Consider the following 16,487-nt stretch of genomic DNA (forward strand, 5'->3'; position numbering starts at 1 on the left):
ACCTCAGGGTTAGCTGTTTAACCCGTAAGGAAGGAGGAAACACTGGTGGCCGAAGTGTTAGCAGTACCGCCCGTAACCCGCGAAAATCTGGCCTTTTTTTTCGACCTTGACGGCACGCTTGCCGACATCAAGCCGCACCCCGATCAAGTGTTCATCCCCTCCGATGTTCGTCGCCTGCTGCAAAAACTCGCTGACATGAATGACGGAGCACTGGCATTGATTTCAGGACGTTCCATGACGGAGCTGGACCAGCTTGCCGCGCCGCACCGCTTTCCGCTGGCCGGGGTCCACGGGGCCGAGCGTCGTGATATCCGTGGTCAGAACCATGTCGTGTCGCTGCCGGAAACGCTGGTAGAACATCTGCACCAGCAGCTGGAAGCCGCGCTCGCGCAGATGCCGGGTACCGAGCTTGAGGCGAAAGGCATGGCGTTCGCGCTGCACTATCGCGGCGCGCCGGAGTATGAAGACCAGATTTTGGCGCTGGCGGAAGCTATCGCCAGCGAGCATAAGCAGCTGGGGCTGCAACCGGGCAAATGCGTAGTGGAGTTAAAACCGCTGGGCATTAATAAAGGCGCGGCTATCGAGGCATTCATGAATGAAGCGCCGTTCGCAGGCCGCGTGCCGGTTTTTGTAGGTGACGATCTCACCGACGAAGCCGGGTTTTACGCTGTAAACCAGCTTAATGGCATTAGCGTGAAGGTCGGGCAGGGGGATACCCAGGCGAAGTGGCATCTCGCCGATGTCCCGTCCGTACACGCGTGGCTGGAGCAATTAGTTCAAGAACAAGAAAAAAAAACGTCAAATAAAAGGAGAGAAGGCTATGAGTCGCTTAGTCGTAGTATCTAATCGTATCGCCCCGCCGGATGACAAAAAGAGCAGCGCAGGGGGCCTCGCGGTAGGGATACTGGGAGCGCTGAAAGCAGCAGGCGGCCTGTGGTTTGGCTGGAGCGGTGAAATTGGCAATGAGGATGCCCCGCTAAAAAAAGTCACCCGTGACAACATTACCTGGGCGTCATTCAACTTAAGCGAGCAGGATCACGACCAGTATTACAACCAGTTCTCCAACGGCGTATTGTGGCCTGCGTTCCACTACCGTCTGGATCTGGTGAACTTCCAGCGCGAAGCGTGGGAAGGCTATCTGCGCGTTAACAGCCTGCTGGCGGATAAACTCAAACCGCTCATTGAGCCAGACGATAATCTGTGGATCCACGATTACCACCTGCTGCCGTTTGCCAGCGAACTGCGTAAGCGCGGCGTGAATAACCGCATCGGTTTCTTCCTGCATATTCCGTTCCCGACGCCGGAAATTTTCAACGCGCTGCCGACCAATACCGAGCTGCTGGAGCAGCTGTGCGATTACGATCTGCTGGGCTTCCAGACGGAAAACGACCGCACCGCGTTCCTGGACTGCCTGGCGATGCAGACGCATCTCTCTACCAGTAGCGACGGCGAGCATACCGCCTACGGTAAAACCTTCCGCACGGAAGTCTACCCGATTGGTATTGAGCCTGAAGAGATTGCGCAGGCCTCCGCAGGCCCGCTGCCGCCAAAACTGGCGCAGCTTAAAGCCGAGCTTGCCAGCGTGAAGAATATCTTCTCTGTGGAGCGCCTCGACTACTCCAAAGGACTGCCGGAGCGTTTCCAGGCGTTTGAGACGCTGCTGGAAAAATACCCGGAGCACCACGGTAAAATTCGGTATACCCAGATTGCGCCTACGTCGCGTGGCGATGTACAGGCCTATCAGGATATTCGTCATCAGCTGGAAACCGAGGCGGGGCGTATTAACGGCAAATATGGTCAGCTCGGCTGGACGCCGCTCTATTACCTCAACCAGCACTTCGACCGTAAGCTGCTGATGAAAGTGTTCCGCTACTCAGATGTGGGGCTGGTGACGCCGCTGCGCGACGGTATGAATCTGGTGGCGAAAGAGTATGTGGCCGCGCAGGACCCGAAAAACCCGGGCGTGCTGGTGCTGTCACAGTTTGCGGGCGCAGCCAATGAGCTCACCGCCGCGCTGCTGGTCAACCCTTACGATCGCGACGATGTGGCGGCAGCGTTAGATCGCGCGCTGAAAATGCCGCTTGCGGAGCGTATCGCGCGCCACAGCGAGATGCTGGAGATTGTCCGTAAGAACGACATCAATCACTGGCAGGAGGCCTTTATTAAGGATCTAAAGCAGGTAACGCCACGCAGCCCTGAACGTGAGCTGCAGAACAAGGTGGCGACTTTCCCGAAACTGGCCTGACGCACCGTCACCCCTTCCCGGGCACCCGCCCGGGAACGTCATTCTAATCGAGCGCGACCAGCAGAAGATCGGTTCTGCTGGTCGCGACGATTTTTTTCGATAAGCAGATCGCTTTACTGAACAGGTTGTGATTGTGGTTGCCGCAAATCACGAGATCAATGTCATCTTTTTCACATATATCGCGAATATATTCTCCAGGCTCTCCGGTAGCGATTATGGTTTTATTAATCGGGTATCCGGCTCGGCTTTGCAGGTCTTCCAGAAACGTTTTCGTCTCTTCAAACATGATGTCTCGCAAATTTTCGAGCATTGGTGCTGACATTTGATTAAAGAGTTCCGGATCTGTGGCGATAGTAATAAGAGTGATTTTGCCGTTGACGGGTTTAACAATAGAAACCGCGCGGGTGATAAGCCGGTAGCTTTCTGGTGTCACCGCCACGGCAACGAGTACATGTGAATAGCTCATAGTGATGTCCTTTCGCCAGAGAGAACTGCAGGAAGCAGCCATAATGAAATAGTACGACGTACACGCCCCGAAAGAATGTGAAGCCGCTTTAATAACGGTGAAACACGACTTTTGAATACATTAGCTATTCTTATCGAAGGAATAATTTAACCATTATTTCCGTTCTGTAATATCTTGTAACATTAGCGCAGGATGCATCCTGACATCGTTTTATCCCCTTTTCGTTCAAAAATGCATCATTAGCATGCTTCTTATTATTTGACATAAATCACTGTTTTAATTGGTTAAGTTGGTTTAAGTACTCCCCTGGTAGTACTGTTTCTTTTATAGTGACCACCCGTGATCACGTGATGTTAAATAGTTGCAAATGTAAAGTATGACCGACTGCTACACCCTAGTTAAGGGTGAATGAATATTCGGAATTTTACGCATTGCCAGGCGTCTGTTTGGTTACTTTTTATACAAAAGAAAAGCAATCCTGATGGTTTTTTAGTGACTTTTTCCGAAAATGTGTGATACTCGTCACACTTTTTCCAAAATCTTTTCACAAGCACGTTGTGTGAACGGTGTCCGCCGAGTACGATTTGCTCGATTTAGGAAAAATCTTAAGCAAGTGTAAGGAAATGATGAAAGGCGTGCACGGAGCCTGCCAGGGACAATCGAATTTGACGGGAACACTGTTCACCGACAAGTCTGGTTTCACCGATGCATTTTGGCCGTAACGATTTATTTTTTTACCGGGATTTGCCCGGCGACATCACGGGGTGCGGCTTCGCCGCGTTAAAATAATAGTTTGTTATTGGATGGGAAAAATGCATACATCCGAGTTGCTGAAACATATCTACGACATCAACCTGTCATATCTGTTACTTGCACAGCGTTTGATTAGTCAGGATAAAGCGTCTGCGATGTTTCGCCTGGGTATTAGCGAAGAGATGGCGTCCACACTGGGCGACCTGACACTTCCGCAAATGGTGAAACTGGCTGAAACGAACCAGCTTGTTTGTCAGTTCCGTTTTCAGGATCATCAGTCGATCACGCGTTTAACACAAGAATCACGCGTTGACGATCTGCAACAGATCCACACCGGTATTCTGCTCTCCACGCGTCTGCTCAACGAGGCCAACGGCACCGAAGACGTCGCCAGGAAGAAAAGGGCATAACTTATGACCGACAAGAGCATTGTTCAGGAAGCCCGTGATATCCAGCTCGCCATGGAACTGATTACCCTTGGCGCACGTTTACAGATGCTGGAAAGTGAAACGCAACTTAGCCGCGGTAGACTCATCAAACTTTATAAAGAGCTGCGGGGCAGCCCGCCGCCAAAAGGTATGTTGCCCTTTTCCACGGACTGGTTCATGACCTGGGAGCAGAACATCCACGCTTCGATGTTCTGTAACGCCTGGCAGTATCTGCTGCGCACCGGGTTGTGTTCAGGCGTTGACGCGGTTATCAAAGCGTACCGTCTGTACCTGGAGCAATGCCCGCAAGAAAACGAAGAAGGCCCGCTGCTGGCGCTGACCCGCGCCTGGACGCTGGTCCGTTTCGTGGACAGCGGAATGCTTGAATTATCTCGCTGCAATAGCTGCGGCGGTAATTTTGTTACCCATGCACACCAGCCGGTTGGCAGCTTCGCATGCAGCCTGTGCCAGCCACCGTCTCGCGCCGTAAAAAGACGTAAACTTTCGCGAGATGCTGCCGATATTATTCCACAACTGCTGGATGAACAGGTCGAACAGGCCGTTTAACCGGATAGGTGTGGAAAACCACTCCAGCAGCGGCCCAAAAGGCCGCTGCTTTTTTTTTCCTAACTGAAACCGGCAACGTTTTCTGCTCACCTGAACATCCTCGCCATAGCCAACAGCGGAAGGATGATGTCGTGCTGATTTTAATAGGTTACCTGGTCATTCTGGGAACGGTCTTCGGTGGTTACATGATTACCGGAGGAGAGCTTGGTGCACTCTATCAACCTGCTGAATTAATTATTATCGGCGGGGCGGGTGTGGGTGCGTTTATCGTCGGTAACAACGGGAAAGCGATTAAGGGCACGCTGAAAGCGCTGCCGCTGCTGTTTCGCCGCTCGAAATACACCAAAAGTATGTACATGGATCTGATGGCGCTGCTGTATCGCCTGATGACCAAATCGCGCCAGCAGGGCATGTTCTCGCTGGAACGCGATATCGAGAACCCGAAAGAGAGCGAGATCTTCACCAGCTACCCGCGCATTCTGGCGGACAACACCATGCTGGAATTCATCACCGATTATCTGCGTCTCATCATCAGCGGCAACATGAACACCTTTGAGATTGAAGCGCTGATGGACGAAGAGATCGAAACGCACGAAAGCGAGGCGGAAGTCCCGGCCAACAGCCTGGCGCTGATGGGCGACTCGCTCCCGGCGTTCGGGATCGTGGCGGCGGTGATGGGCGTGGTGCACGCGCTGGCGTCGGCTGACCGTCCGGCGGCGGAACTCGGCGCGCTTATCGCGCACGCGATGGTGGGGACGTTCCTCGGCATCCTGCTGGCTTACGGCTTCGTGTCGCCGCTTGCGACCGTGCTGCGCCAGAAGAGCGCCGAAACCACCAAAATGATGCAGTGCGTGAAAGTGACGCTGCTGTCGAGCCTTAACGGTTACGCGCCGCCTATCGCCGTAGAGTTTGGTCGTAAGACGCTCTACTCCAGCGAGCGTCCGTCCTTCACCGAGCTGGATGAACACGTTCGCGCGGTGAAATCGCCTAACCAGCAGCAGGTGACAGAAGACGCATGAAAAACAGCAACCACCCCGTCGTTATCGTAAAAAAGCGCAAGCATAAAGGGCACGGCGGCGGTTCGCACGGCTCGTGGAAAATCGCTTACGCCGACTTTATGACAGCCATGATGGCCTTCTTCCTGGTGATGTGGCTTATCTCCATCTCCAGCCCGAAGGAGCTGACGCAGATTGCGGAATATTTCCGCACGCCGCTGTCGGCCGCCATCACCGGCGGGCATCGCATCGCCGATAGCGAAAGCCCGATTCCGGGGGGTGGGGATGATGTCACGCAGTCGCAGGGCGAAGTGAAAAAACAAGAGCCGAATATCGACGAGCTGAAAAAACGCATGGAGCGTAACCGCCTGCAAAAACTGCGTGGCGATCTGGATCAGCTTATCGAAGCCGACCCGAAACTGCGCGCGCTGCGCCCGCATCTGCGCATCGATCTTGTGCAGGAAGGGCTGCGTATTCAGATTATCGACAGCCAGAACCGCCCGATGTTTAAAACCGGCAGCGCCGAAGTGGAGCCGTATATGCGCGACATCCTGCGCGCCATCGCGCCGGTGCTGAACGGCATACCGAATAAAGTGAGCCTGTCAGGCCATACCGACGACTTCCCGTACGCCAACGGCGAACGCGGCTACAGCAACTGGGAACTCTCGGCAGACCGCGCCAACGCGTCGCGCCGCGAGCTGGTTATCGGCGGGCTTGATGATGGCAAAGTTCTGCGCGTGGTCGGCATGGCCGCCACGATGCGCCTGGCGGAGAAAGGGGCGAATGAAGCCCTCAACCGCCGCATAAGTTTGCTGGTACTTAACAAGCAGTCGGAAGATGCCATCGTGCATGAAAACGCCGAAAGCGAGAATGAGTCACTGAGCGTATTACAACAACCGGGCGCCGTCCCCCCGGCCTCAAACCCAACACCGTCCCAACCGGTTACGAGGTGATAGCGTGAGTATGGATATTAGCGATTTTTATCAGACATTTTTCGATGAGGCTGACGAACTGTTGGCTGACATGGAGCAGCATTTGCTCGATCTGGTGCCCGAAGCGCCCGATGCCGAACAGCTAAATGCCATATTCCGCGCCGCGCACTCCATCAAGGGTGGCGCGGGGACCTTTGGCTTCACCATCCTGCAGGAAACCACCCATCTGATGGAAAACCTGCTGGATGAGGCACGTCGGGGTGAAATGCAACTCAACACCGACATTATCAACCTGTTTTTGGAAACCAAAGATATTATGCAGGAACAGCTTGACGCTTATAAAAGCTCTCAGGAGCCGGACGCAGCCAGCTTTGAATACATCTGTCAGGCGCTGCGCCAGCTGGCGCTCGAAGCCAAAGGCGAAGCGCCTGCGGCGGCGGCGAAACTCTCTGTTGTTGAAACAGAAACCGCGGCACCTGCGGCCAGTGCACCCACGGATGGCGGCAAGCTGCGCATAAAGCTTGGCAAGCTCAAAGGCAATGAAATCGAACTCCTGCAGGAAGAGCTCGGTAATCTCGGCGCCTTAAGCCAGATTGAAAAGGGTGCCGATCACCTCATCGCCACCCTTGAAACCAGCGCCAGCGCGGATGACATCACCGCGGTGCTCTGCTTCGTCATCGAAGGCGATCAGATTGAGTTCCTGCCGCTGCCTGCCGCTGATGAAGCGCCTGCTGTTGCGGCCGCGCCGGTCGTTGAAGCCGCGCCTGCTCCTGTGGCCGCGCCGGTCGCGAAAGCGCCTGCCGCCAGCGCCCCGCGCGCCGAGCAGAGCAAACCGGCTCGCGAGAAAGAAAACACCAGCATCCGCGTGGCGGTTGAGAAAGTTGACCAGCTCATTAACCTGGTGGGCGAACTGGTGATCACCCAGTCGATGCTCCAGCAGCGCTCCAACGAACTGGACCCGGTCACGCATGGCGATCTGATCACCAGCATGAGTCAGTTACAACGTAACGCGCGCGATCTCCAGGAATCGGTGATGTCCATCCGTATGATGCCGATGGAATACGTTTTCAGCCGCTTCCCGCGTCTGGTGCGCGATCTGGCGAGCAAACTTGGTAAACAGGTTGAACTGACCTTACAGGGCAGCTCCACCGAACTCGACAAGAGCCTGATCGAACGCATCATCGACCCGTTAACGCACCTGGTGCGTAACAGCCTCGACCACGGTATCGAAGCGCCGGAAAAACGCGCCGCCGCGGGTAAATCCCAGGTGGGCAACCTGATCCTCTCCGCAGAGCATCAGGGCGGCAACATTTGCATCGAAGTGACCGATGACGGCGCAGGCCTGAACCGCGAACGTATTCTGGCGAAAGCGATGTCTCAGGGTATGGCCGTCAGCGAAAGCATGACCGACGACGAAGTGGGCATGCTCATCTTCGCGCCGGGCTTCTCCACGGCTGAACAGGTGACCGATGTTTCCGGTCGCGGCGTCGGCATGGACGTGGTGAAACGTAACATTCAGGAGATGGGCGGCCATGTTGAAATCGCCTCCCGTCAGGGCCAGGGCACGACCATTCGCATCCTGCTGCCGCTGACGCTGGCCATTCTCGACGGCATGTCGGTTAAGGTAAACGAAGAAGTCTTTATTCTGCCGCTGAACGCGGTCATGGAATCGCTGCAACCGCGTAAAGAAGATCTGCACCCGCTGGCAGGCGGCGAGCGCGTACTGGAAGTGCGTGGCGAATATCTGCCGCTGGTTGAGTTGTGGAAAGTCTTTGATGTGCAAGGGGCGAAAACCGAAGCGACGCAGGGCATTGTCGTTATCCTGCAAAGCGCCGGTCGCCGTTATGCACTGCTGGTCGATCAGCTGATTGGCCAACACCAGGTCGTCGTGAAAAACCTTGAGAGTAACTATCGCAAGGTGCCGGGTATTTCGGCCGCCACGATCCTGGGCGATGGTAGCGTGGCGCTGATTGTTGATGTATCCGCGCTGCAAAGTTTAAACCGTGAGCAACGTCTGGCGCCGACCGCCGCCTGAAGCCACTATCGTAGAAAAGGTAAGTAATATGACCGGTATGAGCAACGTCACTAAACTGGCCGGCGAGCCGTCTGGCCAGGAGTTCCTGGTATTCACCCTGGGCGACGAAGAATATGGTATCGATATTCTGAAAGTGCAGGAGATCCGCGGTTACGATCAGGTAACCCGTATCGCCAACACGCCGTCTTTCATTAAAGGCGTCACCAACCTGCGCGGTGTTATCGTGCCTATCGTTGACCTGCGCGTGAAGTTTGAGCAGGGCGATGTGGAATATAATGAAAACACCGTGGTTATCGTTCTGAATTTCGGTCAGCGCGTGGTCGGCATCGTGGTGGACGGCGTCTCTGACGTGCTGTCGCTGACTGCCGAGCAGATCCGCCCGGCACCGGAATTCGCTGTGACGCTCTCCACAGAATACCTGACTGGCCTCGGCGCTATTGGCGAACGCATGCTGATTCTGGTACACATTGAGAAGCTGCTCAACAGCGAAGAGATGGAGCTGATTGACAGCGCAACCGCCCGCGTGGCGTGACAACAAGAAAAGCAGTGGCACGGGGCGCGAAAGCGCCCCTTTTTTTCGCCTGTTGTTTGCATGCGCCGCCCGCCACCGCTGGAGAAAGGGCGCGCTTTTTACCGTGAAACACCGCTTATAATGTGACGCAAATCACATATCAATTAATATATCGTTTGCTGTTTACATTTAGAAATGTCTCTTGATATTTAACTTACTGTAAATAAAGCTTTTTATCCATTCTCGTAACGCCTCGCTGATACTTTTCACAACTTTTGTGATGTTTTGAAACATAAACTAAATTTCAGTTTAGCGTCTCGCCTGACGCGCTGCGCTTTATGGTTCAGGTCGCTATCCCGGCCCGGCAGAGCGTTACTTCCGTTAAGAGTTTGAGGATAAACACGATGAAAACACGTCTGTTAGCGGTTATCTTCGGTGCCGGTATGATGCTGGGCGCGCCGACAAGCTACGCGGTCACCAGTAGCGGGACCATTGGCGCAACCTTAACACTGACTAATGGTTGCCTGATTAACGGCTCGCCGAGCCAGAACGGGATCAACTTCGGTACCCTGAACTTCGGCACCAGCCCGGCTACGTTCTCCACGCTGACCACCCAGTTAACCGGCGCAGGCGGCGGCAATACCTTCTCTATTCAGTGCACCACGCCGGAATACACCGTGCAGATTACGGGCAGCACCAACCAGGCGCCGGGCACCGTCGTCGGCACGCCAGGCACGCCGGGGCGTTATCTGGTAAATACCACCAACACCGCGCAGGGCGTGGCGTACAGCCTCTACAGCGACAGCGCCTTCCAGAACGTTATTGCCAATAACGCCTCTATTCCCGCGGCCTCGACCACCGGCGGGGTGAGCAACTACACCATCTATGGCCGTATTCAGGGCGGCGGTAACAGCGTGACCGTCGTACCAGGCACCTACACCGACACCATTAACGTCAGCGTCACCTACTAAGCGCCAGCAGGGCCGCGATGAGGATGAAGGGCAACCGGCCACGGTTGCCCCAGGGGAGCGCTGTGCGGCGCATTCTGTGGGGAACGGCTGGCATGTTAACGGTGTGCTGCAACAACGTGCAGGCCGTGACCACGCAGTCGTTTCAGGTGAGCGCCACTATCGCTGCCGGCTGTTCCGTCACGACCGGCACAGGCGGCGTCATGGGATCGCTCAACTTCGGCACCCATACCGGCGTGGAAAGTTCGCGCGTCAGCACCAGCTTCGTGCCATCTTCCTCATTATTGCTCGCCTGCACGCCGGGCGTGGCGCTCAGCATGAGCATCAACGGCGGCCAGAACTACGGCTCGTCTGTGCGCAATATGGTGCGCGGCGGCGGTACTGAACGGGTGCCGTATCGTCTCTATACGTCCAGCTCGCTCAATGCGGCGAGTGAAATTGGCGTCAACCAGGCGGTTTCCATCACGTACAGCAACAGTAACAACATTTCGCTGCCTCTCTTTGGCGCAGCGCAGCTCACGGGCTTTAGCCCCGCCGGCAGCTATACCGACACGCTGACGGTGACATTATCATGGTGATACAGGGAGAGCAGACATGATGCAGTGCGCAACGTCTCTCAGGCGGCTCGGACTGGCCGCCGCGTTTTGGCTGGCCGCAGGCAACGCCTGGTCCGCCGGTAATATGCTTATCTGGCCCATCGATCCTTACCTCGCGCCCGGCGACAACGCGGCGGAATTATGGATACAGAATCAGGGCGCCACGCCGATGACCATGCAGGTGCGCATTGTGCGCTGGCGGCAGGAGGGCGGCAACGAGCGCTATCAGCAGCAGCAGGATGTGGTGGCAAGCCCGCCGATTGTGCGCATTGATGGCGGTAAAAAGCAGCTTATTCGCCTGATAAGTCAGGCCCAGGTGCCCACTGGCGTCGAGCAGGCTTACCGCATTGTGGTTGATGAAATCCCACAGCCCACCGAGCCTGGCAAACCGCAGCTCGGCCTGAAACTGCAAATGCGCTATTCGATTCCGCTTTTCGCGTACGGCCAGGGCGTCGCCACCGAGCGCGCGGGCGCGCATCACGCGTATTTACAGCCGGAGAACCTCTCCTGGCGCGTGGTCCGGGATAACGGCAAACCCGCGATTGAAATCGCCAACCGGGATCAGATCCACGCACGCATCAGTAAAGTGACGATACAGCAGGGCGGCAAGTCGCACGTGCTGGCGGAAGGATTACTGGGCTATGTGTTGCCGGGCCAGACTCGCGTCTTCCCGCTGCCCGCCGGTATGCCGCAGCCCACACAGCTTAGCGCCTCCGTCAACGCCCGCGAGGGGACATGGCAGGCCGCCGCCCGGTGAGTCGTCGGGGGGTGATCATCAGCCTGCTGTGTGTCGTCTCTCCCGCCGTTAACGCGCTCGACGGGGACGACGCGCTTCCGCCGCCGCCGGACGCGCAGGCTATCGACCGCCAGGCGGTGTTTCATCTGTCGCTGGTGGTGAACTATTACGATACCGGGCTGGTCGTGCCGGTGACGCGGCGCGGCGGCGCGATGTGGGTTTCATCGGCGGATCTCCAGCGCGCCGGGCTGCCGGGGGATAAACTCCCGCAGGGGGAGGTGAATGTCGATACGCTCCCGCAGGTGAAAAGCCGCTACGACAGCACCGGGCAGCGGCTGTTGCTGACGGTGCCCACCGACTGGGTGCCCGCGCGTACCGTGGCGCTCGGCGAGCAGGAGCGGCGGGTGCGCCCGCGCGCCAGCAACGGCGCGGTGCTTAACTACGATTTTTACGCCAGCGACACCAATCACGGCCTGCGCCAGGCGTCGCTCTGGCACGAGATGCGGCTGTTTGGCGACGCGGGTTCGTTTTCGTCAACCGGGGCATTACGGGAAGTGTTTCGCGGTTATCCTGGCCAGAATGAAGGCTATATGCGCTACGACACCATGTTTAACAGCACCAACGACGACAGCGCCTGGAGCTGGTCGCTGGGCGATGTTATCAGCGACAGCCTGAGCTGGAGCAACAGCGTGCGCATGGGCGGCGTTTCCGTGGGTCGCGACTTCTCGCTGCGTCCCGATCTCATCACCTATCCGCTGCCGGCGTTCTCCGGCGAGGCGGCGGTGCCGACCACCGTCGATGTGTTTATCAACGGCTACCGCTCCGGCTCGACAGACCTCGCCCCCGGCCCGTTTACGCTCACCAATCTGCCCTACATTAACGGCTCCGGCGACGCGGTGCTGGTCACCACCGACGCCCTGGGCCGCCAGGTTTCCACCACGCTTCCCTTTTACGTGGCAAGCGAACTGCTGAAACCGGGCTTAAGCGACGGCTCGTTCAGCGCGGGCGCGCTGCGCCGCAACTACGGCGTGAAAAATTTTGATTACGGCCCGGCGGCGGCAAGCGGCTCCTGGCGCTACGGGGTGACGGATTTCTGGACGCTGGAAACCCACGGCGAAGCGGCGGAAAAACTCAAGCTTGGCGGCGTCGGCTCGCTGGTGAAGCTCGGGCGCTTCGGCGTGGTCAACGGCGCGGGAAGCTGGAGCAAAATGCGCGATAACAGCGGGCAGCAGTGGAACTGGGGTTATCAGTACAACACCGCGGGATTTAGCATTTCGGCGCAGCAGACCCGCCGCACCCGCGGGTTCGGCAATCTGGCGCTCTACGATCAGCCCGTGCGCTACGATCAGTATCAGCAGCCCATCATCACGTTAAGCCGCTCCAGCGCGCAGTATGCGCTGACGCTCAATATGGGTGCGGCGGGCAGTATTGGCGCGGCCTGGATAGATGTGCAGTCTTTCAACCGCGATCAGACGCGTCTGCTCAACCTCTCCTGGAATAAAACGCTCTGGAACAGCAGTCTCTATCTTGCCGCGAGCCACGATTACGACGCGCGCGACTGGACGTTCGCGCTCTCATTGCAAATTCCGCTCGGCGAGCAAAGCTCAGTCGCGCTCAGCGCCGAGACCACGCCGGAAAGCGGCTCGACGCAGCGCGTCAACTTTAACCGCGCGATGCCGAGCGATGGCGGCTTTAGCTGGAACCTGGCCTACGCGAATCAGTCGCGTGATGACAACTATCAGCAGGCGACGCTCGGCTGGCGCAATAACCATATTGAGACGCAGGGCGGCATTTACGGCCAGACGAAAAACCTGACGCGCTGGGGCGAGGCTACCGGCTCGCTGGTGACGATGGATGGCGAGCTGTTCGCGGCTAATCAGATTAACGACGCCTTCGCCGTGGTGAGCACGCAGGGGCAGCCGGGCGTGACGGTGAACTTTGAGAACCAGCCGATAGGGGAGACTGACGAAGAGGGCTATCTGCTGGTCAGCGGCGTGACCTCTTATTACCCGGCCACCTATAGCATCGATGCGCTGAATCTGCCCGCTGATACCCGTATCCGTGAAACCGAACGGCGTCTGGCGCTACGGCGCAACAGCGGTTATCTGGTGACGTTCCCCATGGAGCAGGAGCGGGTCGCAAGCGTCATCCTGCATGATGAAAATGGCCAGCCGCTGCCGGTATCAAGCCAGGTGTTGCGCGATGACCGTCCCACGGCCGTCGTGGGCTACGACGGGATCGCATGGCTTGAAGATATCGGTCAGGTCAACCCGCTGCGCGTCACGAAGCCCGATGGCACTACATGCCACGTTACGCTGACGGTCGGCGCCGCCCGTTCGCACCGCCTGGAAACCTATGGTCCGCTCATTTGTCGCGAGGTTACGCCATGATCCGTCTGCTGCTGGTCATTATCCTTTCTGTGGCAAGCCTGCCTGCGCTCGCGGACTGCCGCGTCAGCGGCACCGGCGCGGCCTACGGCAGCCAGACGTCATTTGTGATTAACAGCACCGTCCAGACCACGACGGCGACGCTGACGCTGGACTGCGACTCGGTGTTGAACGTGCTCAATAATGACTTCGTGACCCTGACGCTGACCGGTGCCACCACAACCGCCGGCACCCGCGCCACGCTTGGGCGTAGCGGCGACACCACCGATCGTATACCGCTTCAGGTGTGCGCGCAGAGCGGCTGTCCGTCCGGCAGCGAACTGGCCATCAACGGCAGCTATCGCTGGACCGGGCAGTCGCTGCTGAATCTGTTAACCAGTAAACGTTACACCTTTCCGATTTACATCCGCACTTTGCAGGGGCAGAACGTCGCCGCGGGCGCGTATCAGGTAACACTGAGTTTCAGCGTCAACTACAGCATATGCGCGGTGGGCGTGGCGGTCTGCCTGACGCCGCAGAACGGCACGTCAACCTTCACAAGCCTCGTGACGCTCACCGTCACTAACGATTGCAGCACCATCACCGCGCCGAACCTGAACTTCGCCAGCGCGCCGCTGGTGAAAGACTTCGCGCCGGTCTCGCAAACCATCGCTATTACCTGTACCAAAGGCAGCACCTACACCGTGGGGATCAACAACGGCAACTACGCCGTCGGCAGCGTGCGCAACATGGCGAGCGGGACCAACCGGCTCAGCTATGAGATTTACAAAGGCAGCACCGCGAACCGCTGGGGCGTCAGCGGCACCGAACGCTGGGCCAGCGATACGCCCACGCAGGTCAGCACCGACGGCCTGCTGAAATCCTATCAATACACGGCGCGTATCCTCACCACCCAGAACACGCCGCCCGCCGGGAATTACACCGATACGCTGGTGGTGGACGTCGCCTTCTGACCTCGCCGCCGACTAACGCAAATTTCCTTTACACAACGATAAAGTTCCCCCAGGCCATGCCGATAACCCCTTCAGGAACCAGAAGGAAGGTGTCGCATGTTGAATCGTATCCGCGTTGTCTCACTGCTGATGATGGTGCTGGTGGTCTTCGCACTGCTGCAATTCATTTCCGGTGGGATGTTTTTCTCGTCACTGAATGAAAACCAGCAGAGCTTCGCCGCGTCGCACCAGCTGCGACTGCAACAGGCGCAGCTCAACCAGTCGTGGAATCTGCTGCTGCAAACCCGCATCAACTTAAGCCGTTCTGCGGCGCGGATGATGATGAATGCGAACAACCAGCAGAGCAGCGCCAAAACCGATCTGCTCAACACGGCGAAAAAAGTGCTGGCTGAAGCGGATACCCACTTCAACGCCTTTAAAGGCGTGACGGTGGATGTACCGGAAATTAACGCCGCCGCGGGCGATGTCGAGCAGAGCTATCGCGATTACTTCCAGGCGCTGAGCGAACTGGTGCAGTACCTGGAAACCGGCAACATGGATGCCTACTTCGCACAGGCGACCCAGGGCAAACAGAACGCGCTGGAAAAAGCTGTGATGCGCTATGACGACGTCAACGTGCGTCTGGCGCAGCAGGCCTGGGACGAGAGCCGCAGCGATTTCCGTGTGGCCCAGTGGCAGACAGGCATTCTGGCGGTCCTGGTGGTGCTGGTCATCGCCCTGGTGTGGTACGGCATCCGCCACGTGCTGCTGACGCCGCTCGCGGGCGTTATCCACCACATTCGTGAAATTGCGGCCGGCAACCTGACTGAAACCATTACGGTCACCGGGCGTAACGAGATAACGGAGCTTTCCGCGAGCGTTCAGCACATGCAGCAGGCGCTGATCCAGACGGTAAGCAGCGTGCGTGAAGGCACCGATGCCATCTACAGCGGCACCAGCGAAATCGCCGCGGGTAATACCGATCTCTCTTCACGTACTGAAGAGCAGGCCTCCGCGCTGGAGCAGACGGCTGCCAGCATGGAAGAACTGACCGCGACCGTGAAGCAGAACGCCGAGAACGCCCGTCAGGCATCGCAGCTGGCACTGAGCGCGTCGGAAACCGCGCAGCGCGGCGGCAAAGTGGTGGATGGCGTGGTCAACACCATGCATGACATCGCCGCCAGCTCGAAAAAGATTTCAGACATTACCAGCGTCATTGATGGCATCGCCTTCCAGACCAACATCCTCGCGCTGAACGCCGCGGTGGAAGCGGCGCGGGCAGGGGAGCAGGGCCGCGGATTTGCGGTAGTGGCGGGCGAAGTGCGCAACCTCGCCAGCCGCAGCGCCCAGGCGGCCAAAGAGATTAAGGCGTTGATTGAAGATTCCGTTTCGCGCGTCGATTCCGGCTCGGTGCTGGTAGAAAGCGCGGGCGAAACGATGCAGGAGATTGTCGGGGCGGTAACGCGCGTGACCGACATCATGGGCGAGATTGCCTCTGCGTCCGACGAACAGAGCCGTGGCATCGATCAGGTGGCGCTGGCGGTCTCCGAGATGGATCGCGTTACGCAGCAGAACGCCTCGCTGGTACAGCAATCCGCGGCCGCCGCGAGCGCGCTGGAAGATCAGGCAAGCCGTCTGTCGCAGGCCGTCGCCGCCTTCCGCCTTGCCAGTGCGCGAGCCAGCGCACCGCGTAGAGAACCCGTGGCCGCGCCAGTGAGCGCAAGCCCCGCGCTCGCGGTGGCAAGCAAACCTGCTGTCGCAGGCCAGGATAACTGGGAAACATTCTGAACAGATTCCGGCGTATGACCGGCTAAGGAAGCAGGCATGTTGTACCAAAGGGGAACGCTGTCGGAAGGTTTTTTGGGAAAAGCGCGCGGCGCGAAAGCATGGGACGTACTGCACAGCTCGTCCATGCAAACGAACAGAATCGGATGCG

15 protein-coding genes are annotated in these 16,487 nt (G+C 57.7%); 14 read left to right on the forward strand and 1 reads right to left on the reverse strand.

Annotated features, from left to right (window positions below; translation table 11 throughout):
• Window positions 1-45 precede the first annotated feature (45 nt).
• Both otsB and otsA read left to right on the forward strand, forming a co-directional pair.
• Window positions 46-846 carry a trehalose-phosphatase gene (gene otsB / locus AFK66_RS07290; protein WP_007776024.1) on the forward strand — a complete coding sequence of 267 codons (801 nt, stop codon included), beginning with the start codon at window positions 46-48 and terminating at the stop codon, window positions 844-846.
• Window positions 821-2,245 carry an alpha,alpha-trehalose-phosphate synthase gene (gene otsA / locus AFK66_RS07295; protein WP_007776021.1) on the forward strand — a complete coding sequence of 475 codons (1,425 nt, stop codon included), beginning with the start codon at window positions 821-823 and terminating at the stop codon, window positions 2,243-2,245. The genes otsB and otsA overlap by 26 nt, the downstream gene beginning before the upstream one ends.
• A 43-nt stretch (window positions 2,246-2,288) precedes the next feature.
• Here otsA and uspC read toward each other — a convergent pair whose 3' ends face one another.
• Window positions 2,289-2,711, reverse strand: coding sequence for a universal stress protein UspC (uspC, locus tag AFK66_RS07300; RefSeq protein ID WP_007776018.1), 423 nt, complete (start codon window positions 2,709-2,711; stop codon window positions 2,289-2,291).
• An 812-nt stretch (window positions 2,712-3,523) separates the two neighbouring features.
• Between uspC and flhD the strand changes: the two genes are divergently transcribed.
• The 12 genes from flhD (at window position 3,524) to tar (ending at window position 16,339) form a co-directional block, all read left to right on the forward strand.
• A complete protein-coding gene (gene flhD, locus AFK66_RS07305; protein WP_015741652.1) occupies window positions 3,524-3,874 on the forward strand; it encodes a flagellar transcriptional regulator FlhD in 351 nt (116 codons plus the stop codon).
• A 3-nt stretch (window positions 3,875-3,877) separates the two neighbouring features.
• Window positions 3,878-4,459: a flagellar transcriptional regulator FlhC gene (gene flhC / locus AFK66_RS07310; protein WP_004384887.1), complete on the forward strand. Its 582-nt coding sequence runs from the start codon at window positions 3,878-3,880 to the stop codon at window positions 4,457-4,459.
• Window positions 4,460-4,590: 131 nt separating this feature from the next.
• The gene (gene motA, locus AFK66_RS07315) at window positions 4,591-5,478 is read left to right on the forward strand and encodes a flagellar motor stator protein MotA (protein ID WP_004384888.1); all 888 of its coding nucleotides are present in this window, start codon (window positions 4,591-4,593) and stop codon (window positions 5,476-5,478) included.
• A complete protein-coding gene (motB, locus tag AFK66_RS07320; RefSeq protein WP_007776016.1) occupies window positions 5,475-6,407 on the forward strand; it encodes a flagellar motor protein MotB in 933 nt (310 codons plus the stop codon). Before motA ends, motB begins: the two co-directional genes overlap by 4 nt.
• A 10-nt stretch (window positions 6,408-6,417) precedes the next feature.
• Complete coding sequence (cheA, locus tag AFK66_RS07325) at window positions 6,418-8,421, forward strand: chemotaxis protein CheA (RefSeq protein WP_023898503.1); 2,004 nt, start codon at window positions 6,418-6,420, stop codon at window positions 8,419-8,421.
• 28 nt (window positions 8,422-8,449) lie between these two features.
• Window positions 8,450-8,953: a chemotaxis protein CheW gene (gene cheW, locus AFK66_RS07330; protein WP_004384891.1), complete on the forward strand. Its 504-nt coding sequence runs from the start codon at window positions 8,450-8,452 to the stop codon at window positions 8,951-8,953.
• A gap of 383 nt (window positions 8,954-9,336) precedes the next feature.
• Complete coding sequence (locus AFK66_RS07335) at window positions 9,337-9,903, forward strand: Csu type fimbrial protein (protein ID WP_007776012.1); 567 nt, start codon at window positions 9,337-9,339, stop codon at window positions 9,901-9,903.
• 62 nt (window positions 9,904-9,965) lie between these two features.
• Window positions 9,966-10,478 carry a Csu type fimbrial protein gene (locus AFK66_RS07340; RefSeq protein ID WP_007776011.1) on the forward strand — a complete coding sequence of 171 codons (513 nt, stop codon included), beginning with the start codon at window positions 9,966-9,968 and terminating at the stop codon, window positions 10,476-10,478.
• 16 nt (window positions 10,479-10,494) lie between these two features.
• The gene (locus tag AFK66_RS07345) at window positions 10,495-11,253 is read left to right on the forward strand and encodes a fimbrial biogenesis chaperone (RefSeq protein ID WP_007776010.1); all 759 of its coding nucleotides are present in this window, start codon (window positions 10,495-10,497) and stop codon (window positions 11,251-11,253) included.
• On the forward strand, window positions 11,232-13,622 hold the full coding sequence (locus AFK66_RS07350) for a fimbria/pilus outer membrane usher protein (protein ID WP_032968258.1): 2,391 nt from the start codon (window positions 11,232-11,234) through the stop codon (window positions 13,620-13,622). Before AFK66_RS07345 ends, AFK66_RS07350 begins: the two co-directional genes overlap by 22 nt.
• Window positions 13,619-14,572, forward strand: coding sequence for a Csu type fimbrial protein (locus AFK66_RS07355; RefSeq protein WP_007776003.1), 954 nt, complete (start codon window positions 13,619-13,621; stop codon window positions 14,570-14,572). The genes AFK66_RS07350 and AFK66_RS07355 overlap by 4 nt, the downstream gene beginning before the upstream one ends.
• A 96-nt stretch (window positions 14,573-14,668) precedes the next feature.
• The gene (tar, locus tag AFK66_RS07360; RefSeq protein WP_038882380.1) at window positions 14,669-16,339 is read left to right on the forward strand and encodes a methyl-accepting chemotaxis protein II; all 1,671 of its coding nucleotides are present in this window, start codon (window positions 14,669-14,671) and stop codon (window positions 16,337-16,339) included.
• Window positions 16,340-16,487: the final 148 nt, after the last annotated feature.

The sequence above is a fragment of the Cronobacter malonaticus LMG 23826 genome (assembly GCF_001277215.2).
Classification (GTDB): Bacteria; Pseudomonadota; Gammaproteobacteria; order Enterobacterales; family Enterobacteriaceae; genus Cronobacter; species Cronobacter malonaticus.

Excerpts from the sequence above, each read along its gene's own strand:
- motB (WP_007776016.1), top strand. The coding sequence starts at position 5,475 with ATGAAAAACAGCAACCACCCCGTCGTTATCGTAAAAAAGCGCAAGCAT.
- uspC (WP_007776018.1), bottom strand. The coding sequence starts at position 2,711 with ATGAGCTATTCACATGTACTCGTTGCCGTGGCGGTGACACCAGAAAGC.
- flhD (WP_015741652.1), top strand. The coding sequence starts at position 3,524 with ATGCATACATCCGAGTTGCTGAAACATATCTACGACATCAACCTGTCA.
- cheW (WP_004384891.1), top strand. The coding sequence starts at position 8,450 with ATGACCGGTATGAGCAACGTCACTAAACTGGCCGGCGAGCCGTCTGGC.
- cheA (WP_023898503.1), top strand. The coding sequence starts at position 6,418 with ATGGATATTAGCGATTTTTATCAGACATTTTTCGATGAGGCTGACGAA.
- flhC (WP_004384887.1), top strand. The coding sequence starts at position 3,878 with ATGACCGACAAGAGCATTGTTCAGGAAGCCCGTGATATCCAGCTCGCC.
- otsA (WP_007776021.1), top strand. The coding sequence starts at position 821 with ATGAGTCGCTTAGTCGTAGTATCTAATCGTATCGCCCCGCCGGATGAC.
- AFK66_RS07350 (WP_032968258.1), top strand. The coding sequence starts at position 11,232 with ATGGCAGGCCGCCGCCCGGTGAGTCGTCGGGGGGTGATCATCAGCCTG.
- AFK66_RS07335 (WP_007776012.1), top strand. The coding sequence starts at position 9,337 with ATGAAAACACGTCTGTTAGCGGTTATCTTCGGTGCCGGTATGATGCTG.
- AFK66_RS07345 (WP_007776010.1), top strand. The coding sequence starts at position 10,495 with ATGATGCAGTGCGCAACGTCTCTCAGGCGGCTCGGACTGGCCGCCGCG.
- tar (WP_038882380.1), top strand. The coding sequence starts at position 14,669 with ATGTTGAATCGTATCCGCGTTGTCTCACTGCTGATGATGGTGCTGGTG.
- AFK66_RS07355 (WP_007776003.1), top strand. The coding sequence starts at position 13,619 with ATGATCCGTCTGCTGCTGGTCATTATCCTTTCTGTGGCAAGCCTGCCT.